Source organism: Nocardia coffeae (assembly GCF_019890715.1).
Classification (GTDB): Bacteria; Actinomycetota; Actinomycetes; order Mycobacteriales; family Mycobacteriaceae; genus Nocardia; species Nocardia jiangxiensis.
Genome location: NZ_JAINZY010000010.1, coordinates 315039 through 328296, shown reverse-complemented (window position 1 = coordinate 328296; position 13258 = coordinate 315039). Strand labels below are relative to the sequence as shown.

13 protein-coding genes and 1 tRNA gene are annotated in these 13258 nt (G+C 67.9%); 2 read left to right on the top strand and 12 right to left on the bottom strand.

Annotated features, from left to right (window positions below):
• Window positions 1-891, bottom strand: a complete 891-nt coding sequence (locus K7711_RS31980) for an FAD binding domain-containing protein (protein ID WP_222973928.1) — start codon at window positions 889-891, stop codon at window positions 1-3.
• A gap of 57 nt (window positions 892-948) precedes the next feature.
• Window positions 949-2109, bottom strand: a complete 1161-nt coding sequence (locus K7711_RS31975; protein WP_222973927.1) for an XdhC family protein — start codon at window positions 2107-2109, stop codon at window positions 949-951.
• 64 nt (window positions 2110-2173) lie between these two features.
• On the opposite strand from K7711_RS31975, the gene K7711_RS31970 reads away from it, so the two are divergent.
• The gene (locus K7711_RS31970; RefSeq protein ID WP_222973925.1) at window positions 2174-3130 is read left to right on the top strand and encodes a LysR family transcriptional regulator; all 957 of its coding nucleotides are present in this window, start codon (window positions 2174-2176) and stop codon (window positions 3128-3130) included.
• Window positions 3131-3297: 167 nt separating this feature from the next.
• Window positions 3298-3371: transfer RNA gene (locus K7711_RS31965), tRNA-Pro, on the top strand.
• 41 nt (window positions 3372-3412) lie between these two features.
• Here the strand turns inward: K7711_RS31965 and K7711_RS31960 are convergent.
• The 10 genes from K7711_RS31960 to K7711_RS31915 all read right to left on the bottom strand — a co-directional run bounded on the left by K7711_RS31960 (window position 3413) and on the right by K7711_RS31915 (window position 13139).
• Window positions 3413-4270: a tyrosine-type recombinase/integrase gene (locus K7711_RS31960; RefSeq protein WP_235748080.1), complete on the bottom strand. Its 858-nt coding sequence runs from the start codon at window positions 4268-4270 to the stop codon at window positions 3413-3415.
• Between the two features lie 359 nt (window positions 4271-4629).
• A complete protein-coding gene (locus K7711_RS31955; protein ID WP_222973923.1) occupies window positions 4630-4866 on the bottom strand; it encodes a helix-turn-helix domain-containing protein in 237 nt (78 codons plus the stop codon).
• Window positions 4866-5897, bottom strand: coding sequence for a sigma-70 RNA polymerase sigma factor region 4 domain-containing protein (locus tag K7711_RS31950; protein ID WP_222973921.1), 1032 nt, complete (start codon window positions 5895-5897; stop codon window positions 4866-4868). Before K7711_RS31950 ends, K7711_RS31955 begins: the two co-directional genes overlap by 1 nt.
• Window positions 5897-6142: a hypothetical protein gene (locus K7711_RS31945; RefSeq protein ID WP_222973919.1), complete on the bottom strand. Its 246-nt coding sequence runs from the start codon at window positions 6140-6142 to the stop codon at window positions 5897-5899. The genes K7711_RS31950 and K7711_RS31945 overlap by 1 nt, the downstream gene beginning before the upstream one ends.
• Window positions 6136-6852 carry a DUF2786 domain-containing protein gene (locus K7711_RS31940; protein ID WP_222973917.1) on the bottom strand — a complete coding sequence of 239 codons (717 nt, stop codon included), beginning with the start codon at window positions 6850-6852 and terminating at the stop codon, window positions 6136-6138. Before K7711_RS31940 ends, K7711_RS31945 begins: the two co-directional genes overlap by 7 nt.
• 109 nt (window positions 6853-6961) lie before the next feature.
• Window positions 6962-8734 carry a hypothetical protein gene (locus K7711_RS31935; protein WP_222973915.1) on the bottom strand — a complete coding sequence of 591 codons (1773 nt, stop codon included), beginning with the start codon at window positions 8732-8734 and terminating at the stop codon, window positions 6962-6964.
• 61 nt (window positions 8735-8795) lie between these two features.
• The gene (locus tag K7711_RS31930; protein ID WP_222973913.1) at window positions 8796-9383 is read right to left on the bottom strand and encodes a hypothetical protein; all 588 of its coding nucleotides are present in this window, start codon (window positions 9381-9383) and stop codon (window positions 8796-8798) included.
• A complete protein-coding gene (locus tag K7711_RS31925) occupies window positions 9380-11608 on the bottom strand; it encodes a hypothetical protein (protein WP_222973911.1) in 2229 nt (742 codons plus the stop codon). Before K7711_RS31925 ends, K7711_RS31930 begins: the two co-directional genes overlap by 4 nt.
• Complete coding sequence (locus tag K7711_RS31920) at window positions 11605-12414, bottom strand: hypothetical protein (RefSeq protein ID WP_222973909.1); 810 nt, start codon at window positions 12412-12414, stop codon at window positions 11605-11607. The genes K7711_RS31925 and K7711_RS31920 overlap by 4 nt, the downstream gene beginning before the upstream one ends.
• Window positions 12411-13139, bottom strand: coding sequence for a hypothetical protein (locus K7711_RS31915; RefSeq protein WP_222973907.1), 729 nt, complete (start codon window positions 13137-13139; stop codon window positions 12411-12413). The genes K7711_RS31920 and K7711_RS31915 overlap by 4 nt, the downstream gene beginning before the upstream one ends.
• Between the last annotated feature and the right edge of the window lie 119 nt (window positions 13140-13258).

Genomic DNA, 13258 nt, shown 5'->3' with positions numbered 1-13258 from the left:
CTAATTCCCTTCCGGCGCAGGGGCATCGAGGACGCGCTCGACCGCGGTGCGCAGCACGCGAACGGTCAGTTCGGACGCGAGATGGCGCTTGTAGTCCGCGCTGCCGCGCGCATCGGAGACGGGTGAGCACGCCGCGCTCGCGCGACGGCCCGCCTCCGCGAATACTTCTTCGGTGGGCGGCTCGCCTATGAGCACCTCCGCCGCGGTGGCCAGCGCCGCCGGATCGGAGCCGACCGCCGTCAGGCCGATCCGCGCGGCCGCTATCGCCTCGCCGCGCAGTGTCACCGTCGCGCCGGACGCCGCGATCGCCCAGTCGCCGACCCTGCGCTCCACTTTCGCGTAAGCGCTCGATGTCCGATGCCGCACCGGAATTCGGATCTCGAGCAGAAGTTCGTTGTGCGACATGGCGGTTTCGTACGGACCCACCAGGAAGTCGTCCATCGCGATCTCCCGGTCGCCGGACGGCCCGCGGACCAGGCAGGTGGCGCCCAGGACCGTGCAGACCGTGCAGAGATCTTCGGCGGGGTCGGCCTGGCACAGCGAGCCGCCGATGGTGCCGCGGTTGCGTACGACCGGGTCCGCGATCACCCGCTCGGCGTCCCGGAAGATCGGGCACACCCCGGCGAGATCGGCGGACTCGAGCACATGCCGATGCCGGACCATCGCCCCGATGCGCACCAGGGTCGGATCGGTGACGATGTAACCCAGTTCGGCGGCCAGGTCGTTGATGTCGATGAGATATTCCGGATTGGCCAGACGCAGCTTCATCATCGGCAGCAGGCTGTGCCCGCCCGCGACGACGCGAGCCTCCTCCCCGAGCCGGTCCAGCAGTCCGATGGCGTGATCCACGCCCGTTGCGCGCTCGTATTCGAATGGCCCAGGAACTTGCATGTGATCGACCTCACATCAGTGGGAACAAGCCAAGCCTCTGCCCCGCCGACGCAACCGTCAAGACCGATTCAAGGAATCACTTAATTCACTGTTCGCGCTGGTCGTGTGGTGAATCCGGCCGCCTGTCCGGGTCAGCGAGCCGCCCTGTCCGCCCCAGCGTCGCGCGATGATCTCGGCTGCGATGGACACCGCCGTCTCCTCCGGTGTCCGACCACCCAGATCCAGCCCGATCGGGCTGGCGAGCCGGGTGAGTTGCTCCTCGGTGAGGCCCGCCTGTCGCAACCGGCCCAGCCGCTCGTCGTGCGTGCGGCGCGACCCCATGGCGCCGACATAGCCGATCTCCGGCGCGCGCAGCGCCACCTCGAGCAGTGGCACGTCGAACTTGGGATCGTGGGTCAGCACGCACACGACGGTCCGCGAGTCCACCGCGCCCGCCGCGATCTGCGCGGCCAGATAGCGGTGAGGCCAGTCGATGACGACCTCGTCGGCCGTCGGGAACCGGGCGGAAGTGGCGAAGATCGGCCGCGCGTCACACACCGTCACCCGGTACCCGAGGAACGATCCCTGCTGGGCGACGGCGGCCGCGAAATCGATCGCCCCGAACACCAGCATCCGCGGCTGCCGGGCGTAACTGGCGACGAAAACGCCCATACCCGCACCGCGGCGCTGCCCGTCCGGACCGTAAGACAGCACTTCGGTGCGCCCCGCCGCGAGCAGCCCGCGTGCGTCGTCGATGACCGCGTCGTCGGCACGCGCCGACCCCAGCGTGCCCTGCGCACTGCCCGGCCGGATCAGCAGCCTTCGCCCTGTCCGGCCGGCGTCGGGGTGCTCGATGACGGTCGCGATCGCGACCGGCCGGTGGTCGGCGATGTCCGCGGCGACTTCGCCGAGTTCGGGAAACCTCTCCCGCGAGATGGCTTCGACGAAGATGTCGATGATGCCGCCGCAGGTGAGACCGACGGCGAAGGCGTCCTCATCGGAGAACCCATACCGCTGTAGCACCGGAGAACCGGTCCGGATGACGTCGGTGGCGAGTTCGTAGACCGCGCCCTCGACGCACCCACCCGAGACCGAACCGCCGACCGTGCCGTCCGGGGCGACGACCATGGCGGCGCCGGGCGGCCGCGGCGACGAACGGAACGTCCGCACGACCGTCGCGACCCCGGCCGTGCCCCCGGCGTTCCATGTTGTCATCAGATCCGTGAGCACGTCCTGCATGATGCGTCCTCCAGACGCGATGCAGCCGTCGGCGCTGCGTACACCTCCAAAGTAGACTCGGAATGTGACGCCCGCCCAGCTTCGGGCCTACTCGACCGTGGTGCGGCTCGGCTCCGTGCGTGCGGCAGCCAGAGAGCTGGGGATGACCGATGCCGGTGTCTCGACACACATCGCCCAGCTGCGCAAGGAACTCGACGACCCGCTGTTCACCCGCACGGCGTCCGGTCTGGCCTTCACGCCCGGCGGGCTGCGCCTGGCCAGCCGGGCGATCGAGATTCTCGGACTGCAGAGCCAGACCGCCATCGAGGTGAGCGAGGCAGCGCACGGTCGGCGGCTGCTACGCATCGCGGCATCGAATGCGTTCGCCGAACATGCCGCGCCCGGCCTCATCGACCTGTTCGCCGCGCGGGCCAAGGATCTGTCGGTCGAGCTCAGTGTGCATCCCACCAGCCGGTTCCGCAGCTTGATCGAGAGCCGCGCGGTGGATATCGCGCTGGGGCCCGGCCAGGATGCCACCGACACGACCATCACCGCTGCGCCGTTCCTGAAGTATCAGATCATTTCGGTCACGCGGCCGGACAACCCGCTGGCCGTCGCCGCACCGCATCCGGCGTTGCTGCGAGAGCAGCACTGGATGCTGGGGCCCAGCGCCGGCAGCGTCGACGGGCACATCGCGACGATGCTGCGGGAGTTGGCCATTCCCGAATCACGCCAGCGGATCTTCCAGAGCGATGCCGCCGCCCTCGAAGAGGTCCGCCGCGTCGGGGGCATCACGCCGATAATCGGCTTCGCCGTCTCCGCCGACCTCGCGACCGGCCGGTTGAGCCACATCAAAGGACCCGGCCTGCAGATATCCGACGAGTGGTGCGCGACAACCCTGCCGCCCGACACCCGCCAGCCCGCGGTCTCGGAACTGTTGCGGTTCATCACCACCCCACGCTGCATCCAGGCGATGATCCGCGGATCCGGCGTCGGCGTCACCCGCTTCCGCCCGAAAGTGCATGTGACGCTGTGGAGTTGAACGCACCCCGACGCACCGATCCACGACGATCCAGGCCCCTCGCGGACCGCACCCCCGCGCCTGTTCGCACGGGTCGTGCGAACCGACTCCGCCCCGGTAGCGTGCCGATTTGGTCCAACCGGGGGGTGGTGGGGTAATCTCGTCGAGCACCGCGAAAGCGGACGCCACGGGCTGTGGCGCAGCTTGGTAGCGCACCTGACTGGGGGTCAGGTGGTCGCAGGTTCAAATCCTGTCAGCCCGACATAGAAAACCCCTCCCGACCAGCGTCGGAAGGGGTTCTGTTCATTGAACGGCTCTGAGCTTTGGGACCAATTTGGGACCGGACGGCGCTCGGAGGTGAATCGACAACCTGACCCCGTCGGCCTGAAGCGACTCGATGTCCGGGTGGAGGTAGCGCTCGGTGATCCGTGGATCGGTGTGGCCGGCGATCTGTTGGAGCCGATGCAGCGGCACGCCAGCGTCGGCGAGCCACGTCAGTCCCGTGTGCCGCAGATCGTGACGGCGCAGATGTTCGTAGCCGAGCTTGGTCACGACATCGGGCCAATGTGTGGCTTTCCGGAGCACGCCGGTCTGGATCCGACCGCCCCGCGGGCCGACGAACAACCGAGCATCCGGCTTCTCGCCGGCGGCCTTGATTCGGGCGAGCACCATCGGGCGGATGTCCTCGATAATCGGGATCCTGCGTGAGCGCTTTCCCTTGGTGCCCTTATCCTTCAGGCCGCCAGGCCCCGGGGAGGTCTGGCGCCGCAACGTCCAGATCCATTGCTCTGTGTCGATGTCGTGGACTCGGCAACCAGACACCTCGCCGATTCGTGATGCGGTGCACGCTGCGAATTTCACGACGTCACCCCATACCGGGTACTGGTCAGCCGAAGCGATGACCAGCGCATCCGCCAGCGTGTCCAGGGCATCCCAGTTCGGCAGCGCCAGCGACCGCGGATCGTCCAGCTCGTCTTCGTACCGGTCGTATTGACGCTGCCACCCGGTTACCTCGACCCGATTTCTCTCGATCACCTCATCACGAACGGCTTGGTCCATGATCCGCGATAGCGCGGCAAGGGAGTTCTTCACCGAGGACCTGCTGCAGCCATCCGAGATCCAGCCGCTGACCGCGCGATCAGCGATACCCGCGGTGATCATGGTGACCGGGAGATGTCCGATCGTCGGAACGATCCGCAACCGCCACGCGGGCTTGTACGCATCCCCGACGGTCTTGTCCTCCAACCCCCGCATCGCAGTGTCCCAGTTGGCATTCCCATAGTCCTTCAGTGTCGAGGTCGCCGTCTTGGGATCAACACCACGCTCAGCCGCCCGGCGGATCTTCTCGATCCATTCCTCGGCGTCATCCCGGGAGTTGAACGATTCGGACTTCGACGCCCGCTTTTTCGTGGCGGGATCCGTCCACCGGACGCGAGCCCGGAAGGACGGAACTTTCCCGCGTTCCTCGATATCACCACTGATCGCGACACCGAGCGGAATGACATCAACCTGCTGCGACATCAGGCCGCCGCCGGATCAACGCGACGATTCCGCAGGTAGGCCACGACATCCGCACCGAAGTAACGAGTAACCCTGCCGGAAATCTGCACGAACGGCGGCCCCTGCGGCGGACGCGCGGTACGCCACCGGCGAAGACTCGACGCATCCACCTTGAGCAACTCCGCAACCTCTTCCGTTGTGTACCAACTCGTTTCGACAATGGCCTCAGGCCCCGCCGTCGGCTCAATTTCGGTCATCACTGCTGACCTCCTTCCAGAACATTGATGTGCTCACGAGCCGCGGTGAGCGTGCGAGTGACCGCCGAAGCGCTCAGCTCAACGTGGTCGGCGATGCGGGAGTGCGACCATTGCTGTTCGAATTTCAGCCGCAGGATGGTGGCGACCTTGCTCGGATCGCGCCGACCGGCCGGGTCCGCATCGCACACCGCATAGGCAATTTCGGCCCACCGATCCTTCGCACCCCCGACTTCGAGGGCGGTGCGTGGTGTCGGTTCGATCGGCTGCAGCGCGAGCGGGGCTGCCAGTTCCCCGGTCGTCGAATAGGTCTCGGTCCGTAGCTCGCGCACCGAGACGGTGCGCACAGGTTCGGGACTGTGCACCTGCTCGGACAGGTTGTGCACCGCTGGTGCGTTCGCGGCAGGGCCTGTTGCGTGGTGGTGTTCACGGATGATCATGTGCGCCAGGGCGGCGCCCATGCCGAGCACGGCGACGGGCAGACAGGCGACCAGCACGGTCACGCCCCAGGGGGCGGTGGTGACGCCAGCCGCGCGCATCAGGTGGTACGCGACCTGCCCGATTGCGCCCAGGATGAGGCTGCCGAATGCGGAGTACTTGGCGTAGCCGCGGGTTCGGTCGGATCGGATGCGGCCGGACAGCCACACGTACAGCGCGTACGAGGCGTACGTTTCCATCCCGATCGGCAGCGTGATCGCGGTGTTCAGCGTGAATTGGTCCCAAATGCCGGGCAGCGGCCGCACAGGCCCGAACCCGGTCAGCTGTCCGAGTCCGACCCATCCGGACCAGATCGCGACGAAGGCGGGCAATGCCAGCAGCAGGATCGGCCACGCCCGCAACGTCTTCGATTTTGCCTGCGCATCGCTCGGTGCGCTGTGGTGCACACCGTTGTTGCTGCGCACCGTGTGCGCACTGGCGGCGGATTCCTCGGGCTGCCCGTGGTGCGTGGGCGCGGTTTGGCCGGGAAGGTAGAGCATGCGCGAGCCGAACTCGACGGGCTCGAATTGCTCAGCGGCCGGGATTCCGTCGGTCATTACGCACCACCTTCCGTATCCTCGCCAGCGCTGGTGCTGTCGTCCTCGTGCGCGCAGGTACGGGCTTCGAGGTAGGCGCTCACGCTGGTTCCGTTGCGCTGGGGGAAGATTCGCCAGTCGGTGACGATATCGACGATGGGGTCCAGGGCGTCGATCATGGCCTTGACCGCGGTGCGGTCGCCGGTGACACGGAATTTGACCGTGTCCGGGATCGCGGCTGCGTCGTGCTGGTCGGTCATCAGCATGCCTCCTCGTCGATGGGCGGCTCGTAGACCGCGGTGTAGAGCTTGGGGGCGGCGAAGTTCGCGCGGGCGGGTTCGCCCAGGCCCTCGTAGCGGATGCGGACCTTGCCGCCGATCGCGGTCCGGTTGACCCCGGCGTCGAGGCAGGCGCCGATCAGGGCATCGGCGATTCCGGTCCGGACCCACACCTTCCGCAGGCCCTGCCCATAAGGCTTGTTGCTGCCGTCGGTCTGGATGATCAGGATCGGCACCATGAGCTCGTTGCCGTCGGCGTCGAGCTTGGGGGCCTTGGTGTAGTAGTCCAGATCGGGCTCCTCCTCCATCGCGACGATGTACCCGTTGACCTCGGCGCCCGGTTCACTGGTGCGGCCGAATCCGGCGCGGGCACGCGGGTTGAACGCGTTGCGCAGGGTGCCGTCGGTCGCCTTACGGGTGGGCTTGCTGGTCTTGGTCTTGGTCGTGGCGGTGCTGCTGGTCATGGTGGTCCTCCTCGGTGTCGTGGTGGTCGTCTGCTGCTGCGCCTGGCCGGGCCGCGCCCCGGTGGGGCGCGGTGTCTCGGTGGCGCGCTGGGTGTGCGGGGTGAGTGGCAGGCCGTGATCGCGGGCGAGTTCGTTGGCCTTGGCGTAGAACAGGGCCGCTTCGGGTGTGCCGTCGACGCTGGCGGCGTGCGCCCGGAGTTTGGCGACCTTGTCGCGCGCCTGGTCAGGGGTCACCGGTCCAAGCCCCCGATCTGCGGCAGCAGCGGACGAGAGAGGACCGGCACCGGGTGAGCTGACGGGGTGATCGGTACCGAGCCCGGCTCACGGTGATCGCGGTCGGCGCTCATCGGTCCAGGCCGTTCATCGCCGGGCGGGGCAGGACCGGGCCGGAGAAGATCGGCCGCGCCAGTTTCGGGCCGCTGGGCATGGTCGGTGAGGCCGGGCCGTCGGTGCGAATGCGATCGTTGTCGGCGAATTTCCGTACCAGGCGCGTGTTTTCGGTGCGGAGGCTGGCGTTCTCGGTCTGCGTGGCGCGCAACCGCTCCTGAGCCTGTTCGGCCTGGGCAAGCTGAGTCTTGCCGTGCTTTTCCTGCGCGTCGGCGGTGTAGGCGATCAGTTCGTGCAACACGGCGGTGTTCGTGTACACCTGATCGTTCTCGGCGGGTTTGGCTCCCGGGGTGCTGCCAGCTTTGTAGATCAATACCGACACTGGCCTGGTCACGGACAACTCTTCGTTCTCGTCGGCGAGGCGGTCCAACGCGATGTTGTACGCCTCGGCGAGCGTCGCGGCCGAGGTGGGCTTGGCGTTGGCGGTCCAGTCCTTGCGCAAGGCTCGCGTGGATCCGACGACCACCTCGTATTTGCGCTCGGGCTCATCCGGCGCCGGGGTGCCCGCGGCCTGGTGCTGGCCGATGCGAGTGGCGAGTTGGTCTCGTTCCTGGGTGATTGCGGCCAGCTCGTCGCGAGCCTGGTCGCGGGCGACCTCGGCGGCGGTCTTCTCCGACATCGCGGTCATGTAGGACTTGCTCATCTCGCCGTAGTCCTGTCGCAGGTCAGCCAGTTCCTGCTGCACATCGGCGGGTGCGATCGCGGCCCGGTGGCTGTGGTCGACGCCGTTGAGCGCGGCTTGGACCAGTGCGGCCTGGTCAGGTCCGAGTGTGCGGGCATCGGCGATGATCTGCTGGCGCATGGCGGCGTTGGCGTGGTCGATCGGGCGCAGCTGCTCGGGGTGGTCCCCGTCGTATCCGTCCCGATAGCGCAGCACCTCGGCGTACATGTCGATGCGAGCGTTCAGCCCGCTCACGGTCACCTGCGGCTGTACCGGCGCCGATTCCGGAACCGGCGCTGCGGCCGGGGTGGGCTCGTTGGGAACCGGCGTCGGCTGCTCGGCCAGGGCTGCTCGCATCCGCTCGAAGTCTCGCTGCTGAGCCCTCTGCGCATACTCGATATCCGCCGGGGTGGCCTCCTGTGCCCACTCGTGCCGCAGAGCTTCCGCCTCGACATCCCGCTCCATCCCTGCCCGATTGCGCTGCGGCGGGGTCTGGGCGGTCTGCTGCAGGCGCAGCTGCTGCCACTGCTGCAGGCGGTGCTGCTCGGCCGGTCCGGCGAGTCCGGCGCGGAGCCGGGTGAATCCGTCGTGCGCGCGGGCTGCGAGGGCCTGCAGGCCGTGGGTCTTGCCGAACACCGTCTTGATCGGGATGCGCGGATGCTGGTGCGCGAGGGACAAAGACCGGTCGGCCTGGCCGCGTTCAGTGGCGGTCAGATGGCCGGTGGTGTAGATCGCGGCGCGCAGCTGCTCATGCTGGATCGCGAGTTGCTGCTGCCGCTCGAACCAGGTCTGCTGGTTGTCCCAGGAACGAACGTCCCTGTCGCGCAGCAGATTCCACCGGTACTCGATCACCCGACGTTCGATGTGGGCGCGTTCCTGGGCGTGGGCGAACTGGCGCTGCTGGTTGTCGAGCTTGATCAGTCGGTTGATGTCGCGGCGGACCGTGCGCGGCACCCGGGTGGCTTTCGGGTTGGTGCTGCGCCAGGTGTTGATCAGGCCGTTGACCTTGTGGCCCAGGCTGCTGACCTCTCCGGTGATCTGGTCTACCTCGGAAGCGTTGGTGGACATGGTTATCGGGCTCCTTCCGGATGGGTGGCGGATTTGTCGATGTCGTGCGCGAGTGGGCTGATCACCAGCCACTACCGCGGGTGTGGGCGAGGTGGCGCAGGCTGGGGCGGCCGTGGGCGGTCCAGACGCTGTGGCCGGTCCAGCCGACGCCGTAGATGCACCAGGCGATGCCGACCGCGATGCCGGTGGCGAAGAACGCGACGACCCCGATCACCACGACCACCGCGACGGTCGCGGCCGGACGCCACCAGAACGTCATCAGCGCACGCCAGCGCAGCGCGGCGGCGATCAGCGGATCATCAGCCTCGTCCGGGTCGAGGTCCGCAGGAAGGGTGTCGAGGTCGGCCGAATCCGGGACCGCGGTGAGGTGGCGCTCGCGGCGCTCGGGGGTGTTCTTCGGGAACGCGTCGGGGAACATCGCGTGCAGCTGCCCGGCGCTCGGGGCATGCGCGTCGTCGGGGTGGGTCGTCGGCTTGGGCGCTTCGATCGCGCGGTTCACCGCGGGGGCGTCGTCGGGGTCGAGAGGTTCGGGAAGCATATTGGGGTTCTCCTTGCTGTCGGGCGGGTGATCGGGGTGGTCGGGGCTGTCGTGATCGCCGGGTTCGTCGTCGGGCGGGTCGCTGCCGCCGAAGTTGCGTCGAGGACTCACGCGGGTGCTCCCGGTCCGTGGATGAGCGCGCCGCCGGCGCGCAGCCATCGCCGGTTGCGGCTGTTGTCGGGTTTGGTGCCCGGTTCCATGGGCAGCAGCGGAATGTGCTCGGGGTCCAGCACGCTGACCCGGCCCCAGACCGCGGTGCCGCGGTTGACGTACACGCAGTCGCCGGGTTCCAGGCGCCGCAGCAGGTTCGGGTCGATCAGCAGCGCATCCTGCATGCGAACCTGGCCCTCGTCGCCGTGGCGCTCGCCGACGGTGTGCTTGGACGGCTCCAACGCCCGGCGGGTGCCGTACAGGGTGACGACCTCGTCGGGGCCTTCCATGCCGAAGCACAACAGACCACCGGACCACGCCTTCATCAGCTGTTTGGCGTCCCGATCGGTACCGGCGAGGGATTCGAATGAGTGGGCGCCGACGATGCAGGACACGCCTTGGGAGCGCAGCGCCTCGCATGCGTCGGTGAGGCTCGCGCCTTCGGACACGCGGGAGAATTCGTCGATGGTGAAGGTGATCTGGCAGCCGTGCGGGGTGGATGCGACCTGCTCGACCAGCTTGATCACCGCCTTGGCCTGCGAGATCGCGACGCTCTTCTGGGCGGTGCCGGGCACGGTGATGAACCAATAGTCCTTGTCCAGCAGATCGAACGGCCCGTCGAACACCCCGTCCAGCTCGCGGAACAGGTTGTCGAAACGCGCGGTCTCGGCGGGCAGCACGGGCTGCTTGCCGTCGTTCGCGGCGACGATCGCGTTCAGCTCCGGCCGATGCTTCGGGTTCGGCGGGAGCACGAAGTGCCCGTCGCCGTCGAACATTCCGCCCCAGGCGTGCCACAGGAACGCCGAGTCGAACCGGTCCATGAACTCCTTCGAGTTCGTCGGTGTGTTCTCCCCCGGCCCCTTACCGGTGTCCGGGTCGGGTGCATCGATGATCAAGTGCACCAAGGAGATCCGCAGTTCCTCGTAGAACTTCTGCGCCGAATCGCTCGCCTTCGCGGTCGGGGCGAGGTCTTCGATCACGTGCCGCAGCGCGGCGGGCGCCAAGCTCCAGATGTTGAGCTTGTCGGCGGGAACCATCGCGATCTTCGACGGATGCACGCCCCCGGCCAGCAGGGCGGCTTTGATGTCGGCGAAGGTGACCAGATCCTCGATGCCGCCCTTGCAGGACAGGAAGATGCTCACCGCGCGTTTGGGCTTGATCCCCAACGCTTTCCGCGCCACCTTCGAGGTGCCCGCGGCGGCCAGATACCGCTCGTGACCGGCGAAGTGCGCCGCGACCGACAACCGGCACTCGGCGATCGTCTTGCCCGTGCCCGGTCCACCCAGCACACCCACGTGCTTGCACACCGCACTGTAGGGGATGCTCAACAGCGTGTCGGTGCCCGAAACCAGGGACCCGGCAACGGATTTACGGTGCTGGGTGACCGTGGCGGCCTGGCGGCCCATCACGACCTGGCGGCGGCCGCGGCCGGTGACGACGGTCAGCGGGGTCGCGCGGGTCGCAAGCTCGCGGGCGGCGCCGAATTTGGCGTCGATCTCCCGGCGCTGGGCGCGCTCGGTCGCGGGAATGTCCTTCTTGCCGACGGTGTGCAGTTTGTTGACCCGTCGCGCCCACCAGCACATCGCCACCGCCAACCCGACCGGCACACCGGTGACGCTCATGTCCAGCGCGGCCGGAATCCAGTCGGCCTCGGCGGCGAGGGCGGTGCCGTGTGCGAACAACTCCAGCGGTGTCCACAGCGACCCGGATACCGCCGCGGTCGTGGCCGGAAGGACCAGCGACCCCGCGGTGTAGTTCCGCAGCCGCGCCGCATCCCATCCCCGGCCGCGGGCCTGCCACATCGCCGCGGCGACCACGGCGCCGGTGAACCCGACGCCGATACCGGTGTCGGCGAGCAACGCTCCGAGGTGGTGCACCCATTCGGTGTCGGTGTGCATGCTCGGGTCGTGGCTGTTCATGAAGTGCAGCCAGCCGCTTGTGTGCTGGCCCGATCCCGCTCCCCGTCCTGAGCCCGATGTCGGGGTCAGGTCGAATACCTGGCGCTGAGCACTCGTCGCCGGCGGGGTGCCGCAGTCGGCCGAGGTGATCATCGGATGGCACTCGGCTCCCGCTGTGGCGGGATTCGGTGCGGCCGGGGCGGGGCCGGATGCGGCTGTGCCGCAGTCCGCCGCGGTGATCAGGGGCTGGCAATCGGTGGGCAGGTGGAATCTGTTGTAGGGGTTCATTGGTTGCGCTCCTCTCGTGTCGAGGGCAGATCGATCGACCGGTTGTCGACGACCTCGTCGAGCGGAACCAGATCGATATTGGGAGATCGGGGGAGTTGGCCACCGGCGATGAGCCCCTCGACGGCGCGTTCGAGAGCGCGGCCGATGTGTTCGCCGTCGTACACGTACAGCAACCCGTCGCCCACTGCGGCGGCGCGCTCGTAGGCGGCTAGTACCACGGCTGGGAGCCGTTTGCCCGATGGGCGTTTGAGGGTGAGCTCGACCTCGACCGCCAGCCATTTCTTGCCGTGCCGATATCGACCGTCGTGAACATGTCCGCGCACCAAAGGACCAGCGCTGGGGTGGGCGAAGAACCCGGACCGATCCGCGAGTCTGAGCCCGCCGGGCCGCTGTCCGGACGCGATCGCCGCGTCGCGCAACAACTTTCGTTCTGGCACCCAAAGCGAGGAATCCAACCCGCACAATGCCGCGCGTACTCGGGACACCGCGAGCTTGTGGGCAATGTTGGTGCCCGTCGGGTTCCATCCCGAGACCGTGTGACCGAGTCGTTCGGCCGCGACCGTAGGCCACGGCCACACCACCGTCACGTCCCGATCGGCGCCGTCGGGGCGGATCGAGACCGACCGCAGCATCCCGAATCCGTCGCGCAACCGCGCCATCAGTTCGTACGTGCGAGAGCGTTCGGTGCCGCGCAGCATCTGCAGGGTCGCGAAATCAATGCACCACTGCTGGCAGACGAATGCGGTCAGTTGTTCATCGCCGTCGGTCCACTGCAACCGCGGGTCCGGCTTCGGCCGTCGTGTCATCGGTCCAACCCCCAATCAATCTGTGGCTGTTGTGAATTCGCGCTCATGGACAGGTGTCGGTCGCGTACAACGGTGCGGCCGGTGACGCCGAGTTGGACCGCGATCTGCCCTGCCGACATGCCCAGCTCGGTCAGGTGTGCGACCTGTTCACGCCGCTCGATCCGGGAGGATCGGCGCTCGATGCGTCCCGATGTCGGGGTCCACCGCGAGCGTGTGGGTTGCGCGGCGGGATCATCGATCTGGTCCTCGTCCCACTCGAACGGCAATGCCCAACCGAGCTTCTTGCCCAGCTCACGCGACCGCTCCGATGCCCCGGGGGTCATCTGCAGCCGGTCGAACAACTCGGCGATCTGGCGGTGCCGCCCCGCGGTGACCTCCTCGCCGAGATGGCGGCCGTCTCCGGCCGGGCGACCGGTCAGCGGGCGCATATTCGCCGGATCGATCCCGAGTTCGCGCGCCAGTTCGGTTTGCGTATATCCGGACGCCACCAGCGCCTGGATCCTGCGCACCGCGCCGACCGACGGCACCAACGCGGTGTCCTGAACCACAGCGGTCGCATCCTCGGGGACGTCGACGGCCAGGATCGCGGCCTCAGTGCGGCGGGTGATGTGCACGGCGTTGGGCAGCCTCGACAGCACCGAGTGATTGATCCCTGCCAGCTTGGCGATCTGATTCGCCGGAACACCTGCGGCCTGCAGACGGTCGAGGTGCTCGCGAGCACTCACGGGGTCGACCCGGTCCGGTTTCCAGGTCCGCAATACCTTCCCCCGGTACCGGTCACGGCTGTAGCAGTGGCTGCACTGGCCGCGCGCGAACAACTCCGTCGACCCGCACCCGCACACCG

Excerpts from the sequence above, each read along its gene's own strand:
- K7711_RS31920 (WP_222973909.1), bottom strand. The coding sequence starts at position 12,414 with ATGACACGACGGCCGAAGCCGGACCCGCGGTTGCAGTGGACCGACGGC.
- K7711_RS31975 (WP_222973927.1), bottom strand. The coding sequence starts at position 2,109 with ATGCAGGACGTGCTCACGGATCTGATGACAACATGGAACGCCGGGGGC.
- K7711_RS31960 (WP_235748080.1), bottom strand. The coding sequence starts at position 4,270 with ATGATCACCGCGGGTATCGCTGATCGCGCGGTCAGCGGCTGGATCTCG.
- K7711_RS31950 (WP_222973921.1), bottom strand. The coding sequence starts at position 5,897 with ATGACCGACGGAATCCCGGCCGCTGAGCAATTCGAGCCCGTCGAGTTC.
- K7711_RS31945 (WP_222973919.1), bottom strand. The coding sequence starts at position 6,142 with ATGCTGATGACCGACCAGCACGACGCAGCCGCGATCCCGGACACGGTC.
- K7711_RS31955 (WP_222973923.1), bottom strand. The coding sequence starts at position 4,866 with ATGACCGAAATTGAGCCGACGGCGGGGCCTGAGGCCATTGTCGAAACG.
- K7711_RS31980 (WP_222973928.1), bottom strand. The coding sequence starts at position 891 with ATGCAAGTTCCTGGGCCATTCGAATACGAGCGCGCAACGGGCGTGGAT.
- K7711_RS31925 (WP_222973911.1), bottom strand. The coding sequence starts at position 11,608 with ATGAACCCCTACAACAGATTCCACCTGCCCACCGATTGCCAGCCCCTG.
- K7711_RS31935 (WP_222973915.1), bottom strand. The coding sequence starts at position 8,734 with ATGTCCACCAACGCTTCCGAGGTAGACCAGATCACCGGAGAGGTCAGC.